The sequence below is a fragment of the Clostridium intestinale DSM 6191 genome, from assembly GCF_900130055.1.
Taxonomy (GTDB): domain Bacteria; phylum Bacillota; class Clostridia; order Clostridiales; family Clostridiaceae; genus Clostridium_T; species Clostridium_T intestinale.
The window spans coordinates 101,904-123,279 of sequence record NZ_FQXU01000003.1 but is presented as its reverse complement, the minus strand read 5'-3'; the positions used below and the strand labels follow the sequence as shown (position 1 = coordinate 123,279).

Here is a 21,376-nt window from a genome sequence, read left to right as displayed (position 1 = left end):
GTCATAACTAATATATCTAAAATAAATAATAATTTATATCCTCATATATAACCTTAACCATGACACCTATAGGAACAGCCAAAACCATCCCAAATATCCCTCCTAATTTTTCCCCAATCAAAAGCAATAATATAATACAAATAGGATGCATACTAATAGATTCTCCTGTAACCTTAGGAGCTATAAGATCCCCTTCTAACTGTTGTATTACAAAATATAATATAGCAACTGCAATAGCCTTAGATGGAGAAGTTAAAAAAGCTATTAAAAGAGCTGGAACTAGCCCTATTATAGGCCCAAAGTAAGGAATTATATTAAATATTCCATTTAAAATAGAGAGCCATAAAGGAAATTTAATCCCTATTACAAGTAAACCTATAAAGGTTAAAACTATTATAATAAGTGACAATAGAAGCTGAGAAAATATATATTTACCTAAAAGTTTATCTATATCCTTACCAATAAGTTTAACAACACTTCTTTTTTCAGTTGGAAGAACCAATAAAAACTTACTGCCAAGAGTTTTCCCATCCGCTAGAAAATAATAAGTTACAACAGGAATTATAGCCAAGGATATCATATTCTCCCACAAAGCTATAAGGGTATCAAAAAATCTATAAGAAGTATCAATAAGCCAAACATTTAGCTTTTCGCTAGTCTGCTCATAAATCACATCCACAACACCTATATTATAACTTCTAAGTTTATTAAGAACAGAGTCTATTAATTCAGTAAATCCATTTAAAATATTTTCTATATCCAAAGTTTCCTTAAATAATGTTGGTATTAATAAAGCAAAAGTTAAAACAACAGTGCCTAATATAGCAACTACTAATAAAGCAGAAACTAACCTCTCGTTAAACTTAAATTTACTTACTATAGAATTTTTAACAGGTTTTAAACTATAAGCTATTATAAATGATGTAAAAACCACACCTACTAGCTCTCTTATAATAGAGCTTTTGTTTATTATGAATATAATAGCTAATAATAAAAGTAATATTCCAATTCTTTTGCCCCACTTCACCACATAACTTCTATTCATTAGACATCACCAAATTGTGTGGAAGGGACTTAAATGATATCCTTTGATCCTCATAATATAATATTTCTTTTTCACCAAGTATGCTGTTATTTATAAGCAAAACTCTTTTTCCCTTATATATTTTATCAAAAATCCCTGAGGCAACAATCATACCTTTAATCGAATAATTCAATAAATTAATAAGAACATCCTCAACTACACCTAAAATATTTCCCTCGTTACTTATTACCTCCATATCCTTAATATCTAAAAAAGCTATGCCTTCTTCAGAGGTTGTTTTAGCTGTTACTATAACCTCATTTAAAGATAAAATATCCTCAACAGCTATAAACTGCTTTTTCTTAAATAAACTAAAAGCTGAAATCTTAAAACCCTTAACTATTCCCTTATAAAAATCTATATATATATCAGTTACAGTTCCTATTTTCTTTCCCCCAACATCAAAAACCATCATCCCTACAAAATCTTTCCTACGTTTCAAAAAATCGCCTCCCATAGAAAATTATATATTTAGTATTTCTAAAAATTGATAAAATATAACATTTATTTATGAAGTTTCATTAGATTCTTTATGCCTATTTTCCTAAATAAAAAAAGCTATGCCATAAACTTTTATCTGTTTATGGCAGAGTGATATTATAAAATGTTATTATTTACAAAAAACTTTAAGTTCTTCAATATCTCTCAATATTATTTTCATCAGTAAATCTTTTTATAAACTCATAAGTTTTAGGAGCTTTTATATTTAAAATAGACTTTCCATCTTTGGAATATAACTTTATGATATTTTTTGTATTTGCATGGAAAGATAAAGTTTCCCCACTCGTAAGTTCAATAACAAAACTATAATTTAGAGTAACTATGTCTCCACTTACACTCTTTTTTCTCATTTTACTTACTTCATCTATTATCATCTCTTTATCTGAATCACTAACTTTAATAGAATAATATCCATTTTTATCAGAATACTTGCAATATATATCCTTAACATTTCCCCTTGAAATTTTATAATTAGGTTTTGTGTTAATATAATAAAACAGAAGCGCTACCCCCATTATAATGACTATAAAAATCCACTTTTTCTTATTCATAAATATCCCCTTTTTAATTTTAAAATACTCTAGTTAAAATATTTTACTATATCTCACTTTCAAATTGAAATTTACCGTTCTGCAATTTCTTTAGCTAACTTACTCTTTTTCAACTTTCTATGTTTAATTAAATCAATTGGTATTTTGGGATTTCTATATGAAAGTCTAACAAAAAAATAATTTATCCATTCTACAATAGCAAATAACAAAAGAAAAAAGCCTACAATTATATGAAATACATTATCATAATTACCAATTAATATTACTGGTATAGATACTAGGATGAGAGCTAAGTTAAAATACTTGAGAACATAAAAACTCCCCCCAACATTTTTTATATATTTACCTTTTAGCCTTTGTAGACAAATAAACCAATACAAAGCTCCCTGAAAAAGAATAAAACATAAAACTAGTAAAGGATAGAATACAGGAAGAACAAAATCCTCGAATTTCCAATAGTATATAGACAAAAAAACTACTATGCTTGCCAATTCTCCAGTATATAATTGGTTTAATTTATTAATTAAGACTTTCTTCATTCCTCATTACTCCTATAAAAATTACTATTTAACTTACTCACTGAATAATACTATTGTCAAATAGTTTATCTTCTTAATTATACATAAGATATGGGTTATAGTTCTAGTAATTACGTATAAATAAAAAAAGAAGCGCTCTTCCAAGAAAGCACCCCATTCTAAAACTTATACTTTATTTATAATACACGAATCACTATAGCTATAACAACTCCAACAACAAGAGTAATCACCCCTGCCCCCACTGCTAACAAAAACTTTTGATATGGACGTTTCCCATATTCACGGTTCTTTTCAATTTCATCCATACTTTTACCTTCTTCAAAGTAAAGAATCTCTCTATAAGTCTGAATGTCAAAATTCTTTTTTAGTTTTTCAACTCTAAGGGCATAGTACATAGTTATAATAAAAATCACTCCATATATTCCTAAACCAACGAAATTCCAAAGCATTGCTAATGGAACTGGAGTTAAAATCAAAACTACCATGAGGATAGTAAAAATATTCCCCTCACTTTTAAATCTTTTAATGTCTTCTTCCTTTACCTTTTCTTTCATTTTTTCAAGATCTCCTTTGATTAAATTGTCAAGAGAGACATCAAAAAGAGAACCTAGTAATAATAAACTTCTAAGATCAGGATAACTCTTACTATTTTCCCAACTTGAAATTGTTTGTCGAGATACAAAAATCTTTTCAGCTAATTCATCCTGCGAAATCCCAATCTCATTCCTATATTTTTTTATTTGTTTTCCAATCTCCATAAAATGTCCTCCTGCAACTTCAGTCTAAGATCTTAAATAAATTATCACAATCAAAAGTGCTTTACATTGGCTTATTTTCAGATGTCAAAAAGATTTGACACCTTAAAAATGCCACCAACTTTTTACTCCAACATTCCACTAAGCTTAATAAAGCCTTCTTTATTTATACTTAAGATTCCTTTTTAATTTTACCATAAAATATACCATTCCAGTTACAATACATTCTGTCATATAACTATTTATCCTTCTCCTTATTTCTATTTCTTACTGGTACAAACTCTGATGTAGTATCATTTGGATCAATATAAACATAATCTCCATTTTCACTTTTTTTAAGACCTAAAGACGCCATTTTCTTTTTTGTATTTTTATATTTTGTACTCATTCTATTCACCTCTTAAATGTTTTCTATATTACTCATCTTTTAATTTGCCCAATTAATTCTTTTACAATTAATAAAAATATACCTATTGACAAGATAAAATCTCCAATTTATAATTAAAGACAAATACAGTCTGTAATATCTTTATGGAGGAATTAATATGAAGTATACTAAAGCAACAAATTATGCCTTGCATATCATGGCTTACTTAATTAAACAAGAAGGTAAGGAGAATTTAAGTCTCATTCCATTGGCTAATCATATGAATATACCCTCAACTTACTTATCAAAAATTTTAACTCAATTAGTCAAAGCTGACCTAGTTCAGTCTACACCTGGTGTAAACGGAGGTTATTCTCTTAGAAAACCTAAATCTGAAATAAGCTTTTATGATGTCATTCAAGCTATTGAAGGAAGTGGAGCACTTTTCACTTGTGAAATGGGTGAAAATAACACTTGTAGAATTGAGAATGTTATGAGGGAAGCTGAAGACAAGATGGTGAAACACCTTAAGGAGAAACTTATTTTTGATATTATTTAAAAATGAGCTAGAAATCATGTAAGCAGTTATAAAGCTGCTCATTTTTTTAAGTAATTATAGACAATTACAGTCTGTATTGTATTTTATAGGAGGTATATTATGAATCATAATCATCATCACAATGAATTTAATCAAAATTTTTTAAACAAAATAGCTTTTTTAGATAGCAAACAAAGGGTGAAACTTATTCCCCCTGAAGTTCTTATCAGTCAAATGCCTATTGAAAAAAATCATACCCTACTTGATATAGGTGCTGGTTCAGGCTTTTTTACAATTCCTATGGCAGAAAGCACTACCAATAAAGTTTATGCCATGGACCCTGATTGGCGTATGCTAAAAGTTATTGAAGAAAAAGCAAAGGAAAAAGGAATAACTAATATTGAGCTTATTCAAGATTATCTTGAAAACTTAACCATTAAAAATGAAAGTATCGATTTTGCTATGGCATCTTTAATACTCCACGAAGTTAGCTCGCTTTCAAACGCACTTTCAAAGATATATGAGGTACTAAAACCCGGTGGACATTTATTATGTCTAGAGTATGAAAAAGAGGAGTTGATAGTAGAAGGACCACCAATGTCTATTCGTATCTCCTCAGAGAACCTTGAAAAAACATTAACTACAATTGGTTTTAAACTTGTGAAGAAAACGAAAATTAACGATGCTATTTATACCATGATAGCCGTTAAATAGGAGGGGAATTAATGGACACAAATAAAGACATGCTCATCACAACACCACTGTCTGACATTATTTCAAATATAATTGCCATATTTGCTTTAAGATCGGCATTTAATCATCTAAACAAACTAGATAATGACTATAGATTAGAAGAAAAGGAAGCCTTACCCTTAGTTGTAGAATAAAAATCTACTATTTTTATAAGTTAAAGGAGGTATAAAGTAAGTATAAATAACTTACAGGTACCTCCTTTAAGTTTGCTTCCTATTTAAACATCCATCCTGAAATAACCATCATTTGAACTTCTGAGGTTCCTTCATAAATTTCTGTTATTTTAGCATCACGCATCATTCTTTCTATTGGATAGTCGCTTGTGTATCCATAACCACCAAATAGTTGTAAGCAGCGGTTTGTTACATCAGTAGCATTTCTTGATGCAACTAATTTTGCCATTGCAGCTAAATGTGTATATCTTTCATGATCATCTTTAGCACATGCAGCTTGATATACTAAAAGTTTTGCAGCTTCTGTACTTGCACGCATTTGAGCTAGTTCAAATTGTGTGTTTTGGAACTGTGCGATAGGACGTCCAAATTGAACACGTTCCTTAACATATTTTACAGTCTCTTCTATTGCACCTTCTGCAATACCAAGAGCTTGTGCAGCTATACCAATACGTCCTCCATCAAGAGTCGCCATTGCGATTCCAAAACCTTTACCTTCTTGTCCTAAAAGATTTTCCTTTGGAACTATACAGTTATCAAAGAATAATTCACATGTTGAAGATGCACGTATTCCCATCTTCATTTCATGACTTCCAACAGAGAAACCTGGGAAATCTTTTTCAACGATAAAAGCTGAAATTCCCTTTGTTCCCTTACTCTTATCTGTCATAGCTAAAACAATATATATGTCTGCATATCCTGCATTAGTAATAAAGATTTTACTTCCATTTAATACATAATTGTCTCCTTCTAAAACAGCTGTTGTCTTTTGCATAGAAGCATCAGTTCCAGCAACAGGTTCAGTAAGTCCAAAGGCACCTAATTTTTCACCTGTAGCAAGTGGTTTTAAGTACTTTTCTTTTTGCTCCTCTGTACCATATGCATAAATTGGTGATGCACAAAGACTTGTATGTGCTGAAACAATAACTCCTGTTGTTGCACAACATTTAGATAATTCTTCAACACATTGTATATAACTTAAGGTGTCTACTCCAGCTCCACCATATTCTTCAGGAAATGGAATTCCAAGTAGCCCCATTTCAGCCATTTTCGCTACATTTTCTTCTGGAAAACGCATGCTTTCATCAATTTCTTTTGCTATTGGTTTAACCTCATTTTCTGCAAAGTCACGATACATTTCTTGTAATTGTTGATGATTTTCATCTTGTTTAAAATCCATATTAATTCCCTACCTCTCTTTTTTATATGTGTATATCAATTGTGATTTATTAGTTTATACCATCTAATGTGTAACACACCTTGCCCGGATTCATGATAGAATTCGGATCAAACACTTTTTTAATACCCTTCATTAATTCCATGTTTAGTTCGCCTACGCTGTCTACAAGATATTTAACCTTTCCACTACCAATTCCATGTTCTCCTGAAACAAGTCCGCCACATAAAGTTGCTTCATCATAGATAATTTTGAAGAATTTATCAACCCTTGCTTTAAACTCTGATTCTTCTAAGTCATTGCTGCATTGATATATGTGAAGATTTCCATCTCCTGCATGTCCAAAACTCTTAATAGTTAGCCCACACTCTTCACCAGCTTTATTTACAAAGGCAAGATAAGAGGCTATTTTATTTACTGGAACTACAACGTCACATTCATCTAATAATTTTGTTTCTGCCATAATTGCTTCTAGAAAACTAGAACGTGCAGCCCAAGCATCCTTCATTTTTGCAGGGGTATCAGCTACAAGAACATCAATTGCTCCGGCCTCCAATACTATTTCACTTGCTTTTTCAATAAGATCATTTAACTCATCTTCATTGTTAGCATCTATAGTAACAAGTAAATAAGCATTTGCAGTTACTCCATCAATTACTTGTGGGAATACACTTTTTCCAACATATCTTTCACTAGATAAAACAATTTCTCTTTCCATAAATTCTAATGCTTGTGGATTTAGGTGTTCCATTTTGAATTTTGGAACAGCAGAAATACAATCATCTAAATTCTCAAAAGGAATAATTAAACTTGCAACTACCTTTGGTGCTGTCATGATTTTTAGAGTAAGCTCTGTAATAATTCCAAGAGTTCCTTCTGAACCAATCATTAAATTCAAAAGACTGTAACCTGAACTTGTTTTTGATACTGTAGCTCCAAAGTGAGTGATTTCTCCTGATGGAAGAACAACTGTCATTGCACGTACATAATCACGAGTTGCACCATATTTAACAGCTCTCATTCCACCAGCATTTGTTGAAACATTTCCACCTAGGCAAGCTAGCTTTTCACCTGGATCTGGAGCATATAACAATCCTTTTTTAGCACAATCCTCTGCAAGATCATTTAATAAAACCCCTGCTTGTACATGAACAACGAAATTTTCCATGTCATAAGAAAGTATCTTGTTCATCTTTGTAATGTCAATTAGAACTCCCCCTAAAAGTGGAACTGCTCCACCAGCAAGACCAGTTCCTGCTCCTCTTGGAGTTACTGGTATTTTGTTTTCATTACATATCCTTACAACTTCAGAAACTTCTTCTGTAGAATGTGCCATAAAAACAACTTCTGGAGCTTTTTTCCCATAGATAGGCATCTCATCATGAGAATAATCTTCATTGATATCACTATCTGTTAAAATATGCCCTGGAGCTACCGCCCTTAATTTTTCTATTATCTCTTCTGTTAACTTATTATATTCAGCCATATTACTCATTCCCTTCATATATATTTAGTGAAAAACTTAAATTTCTGCTCACAATTAAACCACTTAAAAATTATTAAAGCCATAAGGTTCCTAAGAAACATACAATACCAGCTATAACTATATAGCAGATAAAATACTTAAATACAGTTCTTAAAATTTTACTTTCTGAGCCAGTAGCAGCAATTGCACTTGCTCCGATTGCAATACTTTGAGGAGAAATCATCTTACCAATACCTGCTCCCATAGTATTTGCTGCTCCCATCCAAGCTCCAGAAAGTCCAAGGTTTCGTGCTGTTTCTACTTGTAATCCTCCAAATAAAACACTTGTTGATGTACCTGAGCCCGTTACAAACCCACCAATAGATCCAATCAATGGTGAAATTAATGGATATGCTCCTCCTGTAACCACAACTAAAAGACTTGCAATATCAGAAATCATTCCACTATATGCCATTATTTTTGCTGTGGACATAACTGCACAGATTGTAGCAATCGTTTTCCAGTTTGCCTTTAAGGTACTAAGTAGTACATCAAATATCAAAGATAGTTTGGCACCTTGTACAAAACCACCAATAACTGCAGCAATAAAAATAATAACCCCTGGGGTATTGATCCAGCTAAAATTCAATGTATTTGCACCTTGACCTGCATACACCTTTAAACTAGTTTTAAATACTGCAATTACATCATGAATTGGCGGAAATAATGTTGATGTAGAAATTAACATCACAAATATTAAAATAAATGGACACCATGCTTGTACTGCTTTACCAAAGGATAAACTTGTTTTTTCCTTTTCCTCACTAACTTTAATACAATACTCTTCTTGAGGTTTTTTATTAAAGACCTTGGCTGCAATAATTGTAAATACCATAGAACATATGGAACCTACTATGTTTGGTAGTTCTGGTCCAACTGTTGTTGCCATAATATAAGCAGGCACTGTAAATGATATTGCAGCAACTAAGGTAACAATAAATGAACCTTTTAAAGCCTTAATTCCACCACCTATGATGCACACCATGATAAATGGAGTTATAAAACAAAGAAGCCCCTCAATTATTGCTGTATTTGCCGCTAAGTCAGTAGCTGAAACACCAGTTACTGCTGAAAAAGTCACTAAAGGTATTCCAACTGATCCAAAGGCAGTTGGTGTAGTATTTGCAACTAAACATGCTATAACTGTTGCAAAGGGATTTAGTCCAATAGCAGCCAGCATAGATGCAGGAATAGCAACAGCTGTACCAAACCCCGCCATACCTTCCATAAAGTTACCGAATCCCCATCCAATAATTAATATCAAAACCCTTTTGTCTATAGAAACTTCTGCTAGCATTTGCTTTATGGAATCCATTGCCCCTGTACGTAAAATCAGATTATAGGTAAACAGTGCTGCAACAATAACCAAGCAAATTGGCCACAATGCATTAAGAATCCCTTCAAATACTCCTGTCACAGTATTAATCACACTCAATTTCCAGAAGAAAATCGCCAAAAACATAGTAACACAAAGGGCTATAGAGCAAGCTTTATAGCCTGGCATCTTTAATTTACTGAGCGCAACTATAAGCCAAAGAATAGGTAATATTGCCATTAAGAATTTTAGAAATAACATTTTTCCATCTCCCTATTTAATTTTAAAATATTAACCCTATTTTTTAGTGCGACACCAAGTTCAATTGTTAGTGCACATTAAGCTCATTTTTTAGTGCGACAATTTCTTTTATACAATAAAAAGTGACTACTTTTCTTTTAATTTTTTCATTTCCTCAATCATAACTGGAAGAATCTCATTTACATTTCCAACAATGCTTACATCTGCAATTTCAAATATTGGAGCCTCTTCATCCTTGTTAATAGCCACAATATAATTTGAGCCAGACATACCTGATGTATGCTGCGTTGCTCCAGAAATACCACATGCAATATAAAGTTTAGGTGATACTATTTTTCCTGATTGTCCAACTTGATGTGTACGCGGAATCCATCCATTTTCAATTGCTGGTCTTGTTGCACCTACTACACCACCAAGTACACCTGCTAATTCTTCAACAAGTTTGAAGTTTTCTTCACTTCCAAGGCCACGTCCACCAGATACAATAACCTCAGCTTCTTCTAAATTAACAGATTCTGAAATTTCTTTTACCCTGTCAATAATCTTTGACTTTAAAGCATCAGCTTGAACTTCAATAGCTTTCTCTGTAACCTCTGCTTTAGAACCAGCTTCAGGTTTTGGAAAACTTCCATTTCTAACTGTAACTACAGCTGTGCCATCTACCACAATATGTTCTAAAATAGTACCGCCATAAGCTGGTCTAGTATATATAATTTTCCCATCATCTTTACTAATCCCTGTTACATCACTTACACACCCTAATCCAACACGTCCTGCAATACGTGGTGCAATATCCTTAGCCATTGCTGTATTTGCAAGTAAAACAACATCTGGATTCTCTTCTTTAACTATTTCTGATAATATCTCTGTCAAAGTATCACAGTCAGAAGCTCCATCTACAAAAGTAACTGGAACTCCAAAATCAGATGCTTTTTCTGCAACAGCTTTGTTATTTACTACAATAGCTGTACCTTCTGCATCCAATTCCTTAAGAGCACTAATAAGTTCAATACTTCCGCTCAAAACTTTTTCTTTATCTGTTTCAATAAATAATAATGCTTTCATACCGTCTCTTCCCCCCTTAATTAAATTGCTTTATCTTTTTTCATTTGATCAATAGTAGCACTAACTGCTAATATAGCGTCTTTTTCTTGAATCTTTATGCCAGCCTCTTTCTTAAGGGGTTCAACATATTGAATACAATGTACCTTTGACTTCTCTACATCTCCAATTTCCGCTGCACTATAAGTTTTGATAACTGCTTTACGGCTTGCCATCTTATTTTTAATAGTAGGATAACGTGGATCATAATCCGGTTTACTTACTGTAACAACAGCTGGAAAACCTAAAGAAACTAAATTATAACCTTCATCAGTTTCTTGATGAATTTCCATCACATCATCCTTTAAATCGATTTCAATAGCGCTACTAAGATATCCTAAACTTAACTTTTCAGAAAGCATTGCTCCAACTTGTCCAGTAATTTCATCTGTAGATTCTTTTCCACATAGAATTAAATCAAACTTTTCACCTTTATCTTCTTCAATTTTATGAATAGCATCAGCTAAAACTCCAGCTGCTCCCATAGCATCTAAATCTGCATATAAATCATCTTTAACAAAAAAGGCTTCTTTAGCTCCCACTGCAAGACAGTTTCTTAACGTGTTTATAGAATCCTCTGCTCCAACCGTCAATACACTAATTGTTCCTCCATGAGTCTCAACAAAACGTGCAGCTAACTCCAATGCATATGTATCAAATGCATTTGCCACAAAACTGACTCCATTTAATTTAGGTTTTTTCTTGTCCTTGTCCAAATGAATTTCAACAGAATCATCTGGAACCTGTTTTACACATAATAGAATCCTCATACTATCCCTCTCCTTACCCTTTTCAGATTGTTAATTTTAAAAATCATTTTGTATTTAAATAATCAGAAATTGGTCTTACCAATTAACAAGTTAATTTTATCACAATATTCCAAAAATTTCAACGCATTAAATAAATAATTAATTTTTGTATTTAATACATCTTCCGTAAATTTAATACAACTTTCTTCACACTTAGACTCTCATCCTTAATCTAAACAAAAAAGAAGTACCTTCATAAAAAAGCACTTCTTTTTAATCATTTAATTAAAAGCTATATACCAACACTATCATTTTTATCTAAAAAATCCTTATTGAATTTATGTTCATTTACATAACGAATTAATATTAAATTAATAAACAATATACATATAAAAACAATATAAGTTCCTTTTAAGCTCCTTGTTAACGCAATTGATATTCCACTTAGCAAGAAATTAACAGAAGTTATAATCCCTTGCACTGGGAAAATTACGCTATTAACCTTTTCGAAACCATGTCTCCCAAATACAGCTGCTGGAAGTGATGTAGTAAAATTAGCAGAACCTCCAATTGCCATACCTATCATAAATATAGAAATATAAATTCCAATCTTTGTCTCTGTAACATTAAAAAACAATGCTATAATGTACCATACTCCAAATATAAGCATAGATCTTTTAGTACCTAACTTTTGATCAATAACTCCAACAATCCATGATCCAATTACCCCTATAACTGCCAAAAACGTCATAATAGAAATAGCCTCTGTCTGAGTAAAGCCTAATTGAACATTTCTAACAACTAGCTGTGTCATAACTCCAACTGTAACTAATTGATAAATGCCTGTAGTCACTGATGATAACCAAAATTGTTTTTCCTTTAAGAGATTCTTAGTAGTCCATCCGCCAGAGATATCATTATTTTCTTCATTAAAATATTCACTTTTATATACTTCCTCTGACACATTATCAGGTAATTGATTCCTCTCCTCTGGAGTATTCCTAATCATAAGCAATCCTAGTATACCCAAAATTATTACCAAAACACTTGGGACTATCAACCCCTTTTGAAGTCCTAAAGTATTCACAAGAAAAGCAATCATTGGAACATAAAAAGCTGAAGCCAAATTATGTCCCATCGTTGTATATCCCATAACTATACCTTTTTTCTTAGGAAACCATTTTGCAACTAAAGTTCCTCCAGCTATATATCCTCCAGCCATTACCGATCCTGTTACAATACATAAAGCTATTGCATATATAACTAAAGAATTAGTTCCTCCCATTACAGCATAAAAAATCCCTGCAAGAAACATACATATTGCAGAAGTATACCTTGAACCTATTTTAATATTAATTTGCCCAAATATGATAAAGAAAAAAAAGCCCACAACTCCTGCAACAGTACCCATACTCAATACAACAGAATAGTCTAGACCTGTTTTAGCCGCAAAAGCTGGTGCCGTAATATTAGAACCATCGTTTACCATGCCCACATAAAACCAAAACATCGCTGCACAATAAACAATAGTTCCCCATCCACTTAAACCAAATCCACCAATATCACTTCTATTTTTAGATTTTCTCATTACCCGTTACCTCCTCAAAATCAAGCTTGAAATTCTATCTTTTACACTACCTTGTTAAGCAAATATCAAGCCAATTTCCACCATATAACGGATATATCATTATTTCACCATTATTTTTTCTATTTTATTTATAATTTGTTAAATCTTTATTAATATGTCATATAATATTATAACTTTATAAATTATCATTGAACTTTCAACTCTCAAGACATTTCTATAATACAAATCTGAATTAGATTTTAAAAACAATAATTTAAACCACCTTGCTTCAGCAATCTATAAAGTGATTCAAATATGATTTACTTAATATATTTTTGTATTAAAACTATACTATTTAAAAATCACCCAAATTTAGTTATTAAAAACTAATCAAAAAACTTCCCTTTATAAAAATTCTCATTGTTAAGTTTTTGGGCTGTCACCCTAAACATGACGCAACCATCAGGGCATACGATATCCTTGCTATATTTATCGTTGCCACCAATGTTCTCTAAATCTCCGCCACTTCTGACTGCCTCCATGATTGGAAACATAATCATCATGACCTTGGAACAGATACCTTGTCCATCTGAATTTGTTGGACAGCCATATGTACAGGTATATTTATCTCCAACTTCCTCTCCGTTTCTGCAATATCGTTCTGTGTGATCACTACGAAGAAACCCAGTCACCTCAATTTCAAATTTGTACTCCTCATCATACCATTTTTTCACGATTAACCTCCAACTTTAAATTTTACTTTCCTCCCTATTCAATAATAAGTTCTACATATCTTCCAGTTTCTTTGTTATATACGTGTTTTCCTATTAAAAAGCGTAGTGTTCTTATATCCTCTAAATCAGGACTTGCAAATTCTTGATAACACTTTTGAGAATCAACTGTATTTAGTTCTTTGTAAAAATCTGAAATATAGCAATAATATTTATCTAGTATATCTTCTAAAGGATATTGTGTTATATTACTTGCATTAGCTCCCTCATTAAATTCTGGCTCTTGAATAAAAGATAGTGAAGTTACATATAAAATCTCACCATCCTCTTTTACTTCATATATTCCGTTTTCAATTTCAGAATATAGATCGCTATTATATTTATTCGCATTATAATTTTCGATTTGTTTCATAATTTGTCCCCCTATTTAAATTACTATTTAGCTCTATAATTTAATTCTGAATTCTCTAACAATTATAAATCAATTATATCATATTTATCTAATAAAGGAAGTTATAGAAAATATAACCTAGGGCAATGAGACTTTAGAAATAAACCTAGTTAGTGCTAATGCTTCATTGAATATGTAAAAATAACACTATAAAACTAGTAAAATACTACAGTTTTATAGTGTTGTTTTGTGCTTTACATTTAACGCAACATTGATTCATAGCTTATTTTTTTAAACGAACCGTTAATCAAAATCCATGCAATCGCTGCCAAAAAGACTCCTAAGCCTAATAGAATCCAAATATTTATAAGGATAATCCCTACAAACTGTCCAGCCACTAGAAAAATTACTGGCAAAACTAAAAGTGCACCAAGTTGTTGGGATTCTTCCATTGTTTGTGCCTTGGCTGAGCCACGTACAATCAATGTAATTGAGATTAGGGACATAGCTGGAGATATAAGTAATAGCACTATTAGCCAACTTATATTAGGTAACATCAGGCTGCCTGTTGTTATAAATATTTCAATCTGCGTCACAAGTGTCATAATGATGAAAGATAGGAAAGAAACCAGTTCACTCATGATAAATGAAGAAAGTATTTTTGCTCTGAATATTTGTTTTAGAGAAAGAGGGCAATATAAGAGCGTTTCAAGTGTTCGCTTTTCCTTCTCCCCCACGAAAGAACTTGCTGCCATAATTGATGAAGCCATAATAGGGATTATTATAAAGAAAACAGGCATAATGTTGTTTATAAGTAGCGATATAACCGAAGCCTTCATATTATCTTGCTGAACGTCTACTGGCAACATACGAATCATTGCATCAAAATCCCTAAAATCCGATGTAAAATGAAGTAATATAATAAAAATTGAAGGTATAACAACTGTCAGCACTATAGGAACACTTATCATTCCTAGAAGTAATTGCTTGTTGGCGGTGATGCCTCGTATATCCTTTCTAATTAAAGATTTCATTGCATTCATAACTATTTGACCTCCTTTTTCTCTTTTCGTTTCTCAATAAGGGAGAAGTATATCTCTTCTAAAGACAATTTATTTGCTGAAACTGAATATACGTTGCCGCCAGCATCCACAATGTGTTTAATAATCGGTGGAATTTCCTCCTCCGTCTGCACATTTATTTCAGCCCACTGTCCTTCAGTTTTACTGAAAGGCATTCCTTTTGGGAAATAGTTTGCTTTAATTTGAACATTTAGACCTGAGAAAAACTTGCAACGTAAAGCATCAAGGCTACCTACCTCTAGCAGTGTCCCATCATCAATAAGTCCATATGAGGTGCAGACCTCCTGAGCATAACGTAACTGATGCGTACATAAAAAAACTGTGGTTCCTTTGTCGCTAGCTAATTCTTTGATCATATTATTTACACTTTGAGCACTCTCAGGATCTAATCCAGAGGTGGGTTCATCCAAAAATAATATTTTGGGTGTATGGATCATTGCCCTTGCTAAGGAAAGTCTTTGACGCATACCAGTAGAATATGTGCTCAGCTTTTTATCTTTTGCGTCAGTAAGATCCAATCTCTCAAGCAACTCAAGCGCTCGCTTACGGCTTTCTTCTTTTGAAATTCCAAATAACGTACCATAAAATACAAGGTTATCTTGCCCTGTTAGATTGCCATACATCTGCGCATGCTCCGTAACTACTCCTGATATAGCATGGACTTTCTCTGGATTAGACGAAGGATTTATGCCAAAAATATGACAAGAGCCTTCTGATGGAGATATCATACCATTTAAAAGTTTAACTGAGGTTGTCTTACCAGCCCCATTTGGTCCTAAAAATCCGAACACCTCACCTTGCCCTAGTTCAAAGCTGACATTATCCAACGCCTTTTTTCCACCAGGGTATATTTTAGTAAGCCTATCTGCAATGATTGCATTCATGTGCTTTCCTCCTCTTCATTAACAGAATTTATCTTATCAACTAATGATTAAATTATTATTATATTGATTATATTATCACTATGATAATATAATGTCAAGAAGAAGCTCCTTTACTATTCACTAAGTAAAGGAGCTTTAAAAAACTTATTTATCGTAATTTTCTGGTGGTGAAATAATTAATCCTAAAGTTCGTGATTTTCTATCTGCCGTAGGTCTATTTTTATAAAGCGGCTGAATTATTTTCGAGTATTCCACCATTGCTGATTCCAATTCTTCATCGGTTGCATAGATGGGTGCAAGAGAAAAACCCGACCTGTCTTTTAAGATATCTATGTTCGGATTCTTACAATAGTCTTGAAATCTTTTAACAAATCCAAATACATACTGCATAAACATTTGCATATAAGCATCACCTGAGTTTTCACCAATCATATCCTGACCGTTAGAATCTAAATTAATGGCAACTCCATAGGTCTTTTCAATTGTCCCTCTTACCTGATTTTCCTCCACTACTTTTAAAATACCGTCATTTGTCATACGCTTCAAGTAGCGGTATAATGTTGCTTGTGGAATATCATTATATATTTCTGCAAGTTGTTTAGCAGTTGCTTTTCCAGAAGAATATAGCTCTAATAATAGTTTACATTTTATTGGGTGAGTAATGCACTCTATAACTTTTTGCTCCATAACACTTCCTCCTAATTACTTATGAAAATATTATCACTTTGATAATATAAAGTCAAATAATTATGCGCTTTGTAGAATATTTTCATTTTATCTGTATAATATATAAGAAAATTGTGAAACGTTATTTATTTATTCTTGAAGTATTATATTCTTCCACCAATATAGAATATACTTTAGCATCTCTCGGTATATCTTTTATTATCACTTCATTTCGTAAAGTTCCTTCATAAGTCATCCCTAGTTTCTTTAACATTTTTTCTGAAGCAATATTATTTGATTCGCATTTTCCTTCAATTCGTATAAGTTTCATTTTATCAAAGCCTAAGCCAATGATTGGCCTTAATGCTTCAGTTGCAATTCCTTTGCCCCAATATTCTCTGTTAATAACTGCACCTAATGAGGCTGCTCTATCTAGTTTAAAATACAAATTTACAGTTCCTATTACTCTGTTATCAGTTTTATCAATAACTGACCAAACAATTGAAATACCTTCATCCATTTTTTTAATTAAGTTCTCTAAATGATTGATTGTAGTAATCTTATCAGAATGTTTCTCTCTTGGTACATAATTAGTAGTTTCTTCATCAGAAAACACTTGATATAAATCATCCGCATCAATTAATAATAATTTTCTTAATAACAATCGTGGAGTTTCTAAACTATGACAATCTATTTTTATGTTCATGTATTTCCTCCCATCATTTGATTAATCTTCAAAAACGTTAATTTTATCGCTTCCATCTTCTCCTATAACCTTTACTATATCTTGAATATGACCTTTAAATGCATCAATAAAGTATTCTTTGCTTGATACATTTGAAACTATACTTTTTTCTTGTTCACTAACTTTAATTTCATAACTAACTACTTCAGCGTCTTTATTATATCCATATACTATAGTAAAATAGTTTTCTACGTCATTTACAAATATAGTTGAGAAACTAAATAAACTATTACTTCCACCCTGCTCTGCGGCTTGATAACTCTTATAATACAATCCATTCATTTTCTCTTCATAGCAATTAAGATATTTGTATTTTTCATTATTAATAGGTGTGCTTAATACCAATTTAAACTTCTTGCCATATACTTCAAAGTCTTTAACTTCTTTAATACTAACCTTATCATTCCAATAGTTATTAATACCTTTGTTCATATTTGAAGAGAACATTATTGTCTTGCTATTAAAGTAAAAAATAGATAATATACTTATTAAAAAAACAATGATCATTGAAACTTTATATACCTTTTTTATTCTCATTTTTTCTCCTTAATTTAATAAGTTAATATCCCCATGTTTTAAGTGTCCACTTACTATTTTCTTTATCACGCACTAAAATCCACTGCCAATCAGTATACTTAGAATTAGGATCAAGACTACCATCTCCACCAGAAGAATTAACCTTAAAATTTGATAACAAAACTATTGCCTCATGTGAATTATATTGCCTTGCCCATTCATCTGATGAAGCAACATTAATATCTTCGTCATACCATAAATCAGTTAATATACATCCCTTAAATTCGCTTTTAAATTTTCTCTTTACAATATTCATTGCATCGTCAATGTCTTGATTACTATAAACTTCAGACTGTGGTATAGATTGATTTACATTATTAATATCCCCACCTATGTAAGTCCTTAGAAAGTATAGGGCTATACCAATTATACTTATTACAAAAATTGAAGCTATTAATTTACTTTTTTTACTCATCATTTCCCCCCAAAACACTTATTTCTATATATGATATTAAAGATATTATCATTTCGTATTATGATACTAACTCCCGTAAACCCCTCAAATAAATTCGTACTTGCTGTACAATACTTACTACAACTTTTTCATTGTCAATCAAGCCTGCTCTAGAAATTAATATTTAACTTACTCACTGAATAATACTATAATCCATATCTTATCATACATAAGAAATAGATTATAGTTCCAGCAATTACGTATAGAAAAATAAAGGAGGAGTTTTTTCTTCCTCACTTGATATCATAGAATTATTTATCCCTCTCCTTATTTCTATTTCTCACTGGTACAAACTCTGAAGTAGTATCATTAACTTAAATATAAGGCCATAGTCTAAACTCTTACCTCTTTTAAGGCCAAAAAATCACATTTTTCCTTAGTATTTTATATTATTATTCATCGTAAAAATGCAGATGAGATAATCTCACCTGCAAGATTTAATCTTTTTATTTGGTTTCAAAATATTTTTCAATATCTTCAACTTTTTCTAAATCAAAAATATCTGTAGCTATAGTTTCTATAATAGTTTCAGGTAATTTCTTTATTTTATTAATGTAAGCTTCAGGAATAGATTTAAATTTTTTTGCTAATTGCTTTATTAAAACCTCAGCTTTTCCTTCGGCTTTACCTTCAGCCTTTCCTCTAATAAGTCCTTCTTCTTCACCCTTAGACTTTCCATCCTCATATATCATTTTTCCTATTTCGGTCATTGATATCACCTCCAGAAATTTTTTCTTTGATAATTCATCTCCAAACTTCTCAAATAATGCATACAGAAGTGTAGTACATTTGCTTTTATCTTCGCTATTTTTAATCTTATCAGCTAATTCTATACAATTAATAGTTTGCGTACTTTTGTCTCTTTTACTTTTCATTAACGGAATCATTGTAAGATTTACAATATCCTCATCAGTTAAATTTGAACCATTTAAGATTTTTTCTTTTAAATAATTTAATCTGTCATCACCATTTAAACTGCTCATGTAAAAAACTTCTACAGAGTATTTTATTGAACCAGCATCTATGTACTTATTGGTATTTTCAATATCAGCTGAATATATAATTACTGTTTTAACTTTTCTTTTATTTTTGAAATATAAAGAAGCATCATAATAAAGAAACCTACTTAAATCATCTTTTTTATTTGTAGTTTGAAATTCGAAATGTAGATAAGTACCATCTTCTAAATAGAATAAATAATCCATCTGATTTGTTTTAATTTCAATATTTTTTAATTCAGTTTCAGCTGGAGCTATTACCTTATCTTCTATCCCAAAGAACTTAATTGCATGATCCTTAAAGTAATCCATAGCTTTTTTCATTATGGCATCTTCAACTTTATTATAGTCCATTTCACCCTCCTATTTCAATTAAGCAAAACAACTTAATTATAATTTTAATATTAGGCCCCTCGATATCCAGAACGTTTGTTCTCTTAATTATTATTACCACTTAAGAGAACATATATTCCTATACTTTATAAATTTATAAATAAATTTCTCTGATTTCTGATTTATCTGCTCATTGATGGTAAATAAAAAACTCTGCCATAACCCTTTATAAGTTTATAGCAGAGCGATATTATAAAATGTTATTATTATGATCAGTAAATCTTTTTATGAACTTATAAGCTTAGGAGCTTTTATATTTAAAATGGACTCTCTTTCTAATAATAATGTCGCCTTAGTTTTAAATAGTGAAATCCATGTGTCCCATTCTTGTTCTGGCAATTCAGCATAAAACTTCAACACTTGCCTCAATCAACTTTCCACCAACTCCATACCACTGGGGACAACCATGTACAAATCTATTCCAATAAGGCATCTCTTGATATAACTGTATTAATTTATCCCATACTCTTTCTGGTGCTGAATAGTATATATTAAGATTTATGTTAAAAATTTACATTGTAACGCTTCACTCCTTTTCAAACTAAAATTCATCTTGTTAAAAATATAAAAATTGAAATACCAAAAATAAATATTGCAACACATAAGCTAAATATAGCAACTGCTTTTTTTACAATTATTAATTAATTATATCATATTTATCCAAAACTCCATTATTCATTTTTCAAAGAACCATTTAATTCGCAATAATTTCAGGTTTTAAACTAACTTTTTTGTATTGCAACGTAAAAAGATACCGTAAATTCATTTGAATAATACGGTATCATAATAACTTTATATTTAGTTTTATATGAGTAATAAAAACATTGTTTACTAATCAAACCCTACACTTATGACTGTAGGTATATTTCTATTCTTTCCTTACCACTGCCCAAATTTTTTCTTTTTAAAGATATCGTGCCGATTTCTCCTGTATTTCTTATATGTGTTCCTCCACATGGAACTTTTGCAAACCCTTCTATGTACCAATATCTTTTTTCATTTTCCTCATCATCGAAAGCACTAACTATATCCAAGTTTGAATTTATTATGTTGTTTGCTTTATTGAGGAGTTCTGGAAATATTTCAGAAATTCTTCCTTCCCAAAAGAAGTCTACTCTTGCCTTATCAAAAGTTATATTTGCTCCAATTTTATCAGGATGATTATAGTTTTGATACACTAGTTCCAAGATTATTTCAGCTGAAAAATGCAATTTCATCAACCTATATCTCTTTTCCCAATCAATTGTAACTATAACATTTTGATTCGGTACTAGGTCATGGTTGTCTCCAATAGTATAGAAAATTTCTTTTCCTTCCTTTTTGGCTTCTACGATTTCAAATCCCCCTATAGTTCCTGAATCAGACTGTTGACCTCCTGAAAAAGCAAATGCAATTGTTTGGTCAAGAGTAATAACATTACTGTTTACACTCGTTACTTTTGCTTCAATTTTTGTTAAGTAAGGATTTTCCCAAAATAACTTCTTAACACTCATTTCATAA

Annotated in this window: 26 protein-coding genes; 3 read left to right on the top strand and 23 right to left on the bottom strand. The window is 31.3% G+C overall.

The features are described from left to right. Positions 1–16: 16 nt before the first annotated feature. The 6 genes from BUA92_RS00685 to BUA92_RS23105 all read right to left on the bottom strand — a co-directional run bounded on the left by BUA92_RS00685 (position 17) and on the right by BUA92_RS23105 (position 3,818). Positions 17–1,045, bottom strand: coding sequence for an AI-2E family transporter (locus tag BUA92_RS00685; protein WP_073015849.1), 1,029 nt, complete (start codon positions 1,043–1,045; stop codon positions 17–19). Further along, a complete protein-coding gene (locus tag BUA92_RS00680; protein WP_073015848.1) occupies positions 1,038–1,526 on the bottom strand; it encodes a PRC-barrel domain-containing protein in 489 nt (162 codons plus the stop codon). Before BUA92_RS00680 ends, BUA92_RS00685 begins: the two co-directional genes overlap by 8 nt. Positions 1,527–1,719: 193 nt before the next feature. Beyond that, entirely contained in the window at positions 1,720–2,136 is a 417-nt protein-coding gene (locus tag BUA92_RS00675) for a hypothetical protein (RefSeq protein ID WP_073015847.1), read from the bottom strand. A 71-nt stretch (positions 2,137–2,207) separates the two neighbouring features. After that, complete coding sequence (locus tag BUA92_RS00670; protein WP_073015846.1) at positions 2,208–2,675, bottom strand: hypothetical protein; 468 nt, start codon at positions 2,673–2,675, stop codon at positions 2,208–2,210. A gap of 176 nt (positions 2,676–2,851) precedes the next feature. Continuing rightward, positions 2,852–3,433, bottom strand: a complete 582-nt coding sequence (locus BUA92_RS00665; RefSeq protein ID WP_073015845.1) for a helix-turn-helix transcriptional regulator — start codon at positions 3,431–3,433, stop codon at positions 2,852–2,854. A 235-nt stretch (positions 3,434–3,668) separates the two neighbouring features. Next, positions 3,669–3,818, bottom strand: a complete 150-nt coding sequence (locus BUA92_RS23105; protein WP_175550823.1) for a hypothetical protein — start codon at positions 3,816–3,818, stop codon at positions 3,669–3,671. Positions 3,819–3,975: 157 nt separating this feature from the next. Here BUA92_RS23105 and BUA92_RS00660 point away from each other — a divergent pair, with 157 nt between their 5' ends. The 3 genes from BUA92_RS00660 to BUA92_RS23100 all read left to right on the top strand — a co-directional run bounded on the left by BUA92_RS00660 (position 3,976) and on the right by BUA92_RS23100 (position 5,222). After that, positions 3,976–4,356: an RrF2 family transcriptional regulator gene (locus BUA92_RS00660; protein WP_073015844.1), complete on the top strand. Its 381-nt coding sequence runs from the start codon at positions 3,976–3,978 to the stop codon at positions 4,354–4,356. 99 nt (positions 4,357–4,455) lie between these two features. Beyond that, the gene (locus BUA92_RS00655; protein WP_073015843.1) at positions 4,456–5,049 is read left to right on the top strand and encodes a class I SAM-dependent methyltransferase; all 594 of its coding nucleotides are present in this window, start codon (positions 4,456–4,458) and stop codon (positions 5,047–5,049) included. Between the two features lie 11 nt (positions 5,050–5,060). Next, positions 5,061–5,222, top strand: a complete 162-nt coding sequence (locus BUA92_RS23100; RefSeq protein WP_175550822.1) for a hypothetical protein — start codon at positions 5,061–5,063, stop codon at positions 5,220–5,222. Between the two features lie 79 nt (positions 5,223–5,301). On the opposite strand, the gene BUA92_RS00650 is transcribed toward BUA92_RS23100, so the two are convergent. The 17 genes from BUA92_RS00650 to BUA92_RS00570 form a co-directional block, all read right to left on the bottom strand. Then, entirely contained in the window at positions 5,302–6,441 is a 1,140-nt protein-coding gene (locus BUA92_RS00650; protein ID WP_073015842.1) for an acyl-CoA dehydrogenase, read from the bottom strand. 49 nt (positions 6,442–6,490) lie between these two features. After that, entirely contained in the window at positions 6,491–7,924 is a 1,434-nt protein-coding gene (locus tag BUA92_RS00645) for an FAD-binding oxidoreductase (protein ID WP_073015841.1), read from the bottom strand. A gap of 73 nt (positions 7,925–7,997) precedes the next feature. Next, positions 7,998–9,539 carry an L-lactate permease gene (locus BUA92_RS00640; protein ID WP_073015840.1) on the bottom strand — a complete coding sequence of 514 codons (1,542 nt, stop codon included), beginning with the start codon at positions 9,537–9,539 and terminating at the stop codon, positions 7,998–8,000. 126 nt (positions 9,540–9,665) lie between these two features. Continuing rightward, positions 9,666–10,604, bottom strand: a complete 939-nt coding sequence (locus tag BUA92_RS00635) for an electron transfer flavoprotein subunit alpha/FixB family protein (RefSeq protein ID WP_073015839.1) — start codon at positions 10,602–10,604, stop codon at positions 9,666–9,668. Between the two features lie 20 nt (positions 10,605–10,624). Then, positions 10,625–11,410 (bottom strand): electron transfer flavoprotein subunit beta/FixA family protein, encoded by a 786-nt coding sequence (locus BUA92_RS00630; RefSeq protein WP_073015838.1) that lies wholly within the window; start codon positions 11,408–11,410, stop codon positions 10,625–10,627. A gap of 271 nt (positions 11,411–11,681) precedes the next feature. Continuing rightward, on the bottom strand, positions 11,682–12,977 hold the full coding sequence (locus BUA92_RS00625; protein WP_073015837.1) for an MFS transporter: 1,296 nt from the start codon (positions 12,975–12,977) through the stop codon (positions 11,682–11,684). A 365-nt stretch (positions 12,978–13,342) separates the two neighbouring features. Then, entirely contained in the window at positions 13,343–13,690 is a 348-nt protein-coding gene (locus BUA92_RS00620) for a TIGR04076 family protein (protein ID WP_073015836.1), read from the bottom strand. 34 nt (positions 13,691–13,724) lie between these two features. Next, positions 13,725–14,099, bottom strand: coding sequence for a hypothetical protein (locus tag BUA92_RS00615; protein ID WP_083553352.1), 375 nt, complete (start codon positions 14,097–14,099; stop codon positions 13,725–13,727). Positions 14,100–14,338: 239 nt separating this feature from the next. Beyond that, positions 14,339–15,121, bottom strand: a complete 783-nt coding sequence (locus tag BUA92_RS00610) for an ABC transporter permease (protein WP_073015835.1) — start codon at positions 15,119–15,121, stop codon at positions 14,339–14,341. Positions 15,122–15,123: 2 nt separating this feature from the next. Then, on the bottom strand, positions 15,124–16,044 hold the full coding sequence (locus BUA92_RS00605; RefSeq protein WP_073015834.1) for an ABC transporter ATP-binding protein: 921 nt from the start codon (positions 16,042–16,044) through the stop codon (positions 15,124–15,126). A 144-nt stretch (positions 16,045–16,188) separates the two neighbouring features. Beyond that, positions 16,189–16,731, bottom strand: coding sequence for a helix-turn-helix domain-containing protein (locus BUA92_RS00600; protein ID WP_073015833.1), 543 nt, complete (start codon positions 16,729–16,731; stop codon positions 16,189–16,191). 121 nt (positions 16,732–16,852) lie between these two features. Further along, on the bottom strand, positions 16,853–17,416 hold the full coding sequence (locus BUA92_RS00595) for a GNAT family N-acetyltransferase (RefSeq protein WP_073015832.1): 564 nt from the start codon (positions 17,414–17,416) through the stop codon (positions 16,853–16,855). A gap of 21 nt (positions 17,417–17,437) precedes the next feature. Then, positions 17,438–17,992, bottom strand: a complete 555-nt coding sequence (locus BUA92_RS00590) for a hypothetical protein (RefSeq protein ID WP_073015831.1) — start codon at positions 17,990–17,992, stop codon at positions 17,438–17,440. A 22-nt stretch (positions 17,993–18,014) separates the two neighbouring features. Continuing rightward, positions 18,015–18,446, bottom strand: coding sequence for a hypothetical protein (locus tag BUA92_RS00585; RefSeq protein WP_073015830.1), 432 nt, complete (start codon positions 18,444–18,446; stop codon positions 18,015–18,017). 485 nt (positions 18,447–18,931) lie between these two features. Next, on the bottom strand, positions 18,932–19,837 hold the full coding sequence (locus tag BUA92_RS00580) for a DUF4351 domain-containing protein (protein WP_073015829.1): 906 nt from the start codon (positions 19,835–19,837) through the stop codon (positions 18,932–18,934). Positions 19,838–20,101: 264 nt separating this feature from the next. Beyond that, positions 20,102–20,245: a hypothetical protein gene (locus BUA92_RS23505; RefSeq protein WP_242950028.1), complete on the bottom strand. Its 144-nt coding sequence runs from the start codon at positions 20,243–20,245 to the stop codon at positions 20,102–20,104. 479 nt (positions 20,246–20,724) lie between these two features. Next, positions 20,725–21,369, bottom strand: a complete 645-nt coding sequence (locus BUA92_RS00570) for an alanyl-tRNA editing protein (protein ID WP_073015827.1) — start codon at positions 21,367–21,369, stop codon at positions 20,725–20,727. Positions 21,370–21,376 lie beyond the last annotated feature (7 nt).

Coding starts and splice junctions, on each gene's coding strand:
- BUA92_RS00685 (WP_073015849.1), bottom strand. CDS start 1,045: ATGAATAGAAGTTATGTGGTGAAGTGGGGCAAAAGAATTGGAATATTA.
- BUA92_RS00675 (WP_073015847.1), bottom strand. CDS start 2,136: ATGAATAAGAAAAAGTGGATTTTTATAGTCATTATAATGGGGGTAGCG.
- BUA92_RS00670 (WP_073015846.1), bottom strand. CDS start 2,675: ATGAAGAAAGTCTTAATTAATAAATTAAACCAATTATATACTGGAGAA.
- BUA92_RS00665 (WP_073015845.1), bottom strand. CDS start 3,433: ATGGAGATTGGAAAACAAATAAAAAAATATAGGAATGAGATTGGGATT.
- BUA92_RS23105 (WP_175550823.1), bottom strand. CDS start 3,818: ATGAGTACAAAATATAAAAATACAAAAAAGAAAATGGCGTCTTTAGGT.
- BUA92_RS00660 (WP_073015844.1), top strand. CDS start 3,976: ATGAAGTATACTAAAGCAACAAATTATGCCTTGCATATCATGGCTTAC.
- BUA92_RS00655 (WP_073015843.1), top strand. CDS start 4,456: ATGAATCATAATCATCATCACAATGAATTTAATCAAAATTTTTTAAAC.
- BUA92_RS23100 (WP_175550822.1), top strand. CDS start 5,061: ATGGACACAAATAAAGACATGCTCATCACAACACCACTGTCTGACATT.
- BUA92_RS00650 (WP_073015842.1), bottom strand. CDS start 6,441: ATGGATTTTAAACAAGATGAAAATCATCAACAATTACAAGAAATGTAT.
- BUA92_RS00645 (WP_073015841.1), bottom strand. CDS start 7,924: ATGGCTGAATATAATAAGTTAACAGAAGAGATAATAGAAAAATTAAGG.
- BUA92_RS00640 (WP_073015840.1), bottom strand. CDS start 9,539: ATGTTATTTCTAAAATTCTTAATGGCAATATTACCTATTCTTTGGCTT.
- BUA92_RS00635 (WP_073015839.1), bottom strand. CDS start 10,604: ATGAAAGCATTATTATTTATTGAAACAGATAAAGAAAAAGTTTTGAGC.
- BUA92_RS00630 (WP_073015838.1), bottom strand. CDS start 11,410: ATGAGGATTCTATTATGTGTAAAACAGGTTCCAGATGATTCTGTTGAA.
- BUA92_RS00625 (WP_073015837.1), bottom strand. CDS start 12,977: ATGAGAAAATCTAAAAATAGAAGTGATATTGGTGGATTTGGTTTAAGT.
- BUA92_RS00615 (WP_083553352.1), bottom strand. CDS start 14,099: ATGAAACAAATCGAAAATTATAATGCGAATAAATATAATAGCGATCTA.
- BUA92_RS00610 (WP_073015835.1), bottom strand. CDS start 15,121: ATGAATGCAATGAAATCTTTAATTAGAAAGGATATACGAGGCATCACC.
- BUA92_RS00605 (WP_073015834.1), bottom strand. CDS start 16,044: ATGAATGCAATCATTGCAGATAGGCTTACTAAAATATACCCTGGTGGA.
- BUA92_RS00600 (WP_073015833.1), bottom strand. CDS start 16,731: ATGGAGCAAAAAGTTATAGAGTGCATTACTCACCCAATAAAATGTAAA.
- BUA92_RS00595 (WP_073015832.1), bottom strand. CDS start 17,416: ATGAACATAAAAATAGATTGTCATAGTTTAGAAACTCCACGATTGTTA.
- BUA92_RS00590 (WP_073015831.1), bottom strand. CDS start 17,992: ATGAGAATAAAAAAGGTATATAAAGTTTCAATGATCATTGTTTTTTTA.
- BUA92_RS00585 (WP_073015830.1), bottom strand. CDS start 18,446: ATGAGTAAAAAAAGTAAATTAATAGCTTCAATTTTTGTAATAAGTATA.
- BUA92_RS00580 (WP_073015829.1), bottom strand. CDS start 19,837: ATGGACTATAATAAAGTTGAAGATGCCATAATGAAAAAAGCTATGGAT.
- BUA92_RS00570 (WP_073015827.1), bottom strand. CDS start 21,369: ATGAGTGTTAAGAAGTTATTTTGGGAAAATCCTTACTTAACAAAAATT.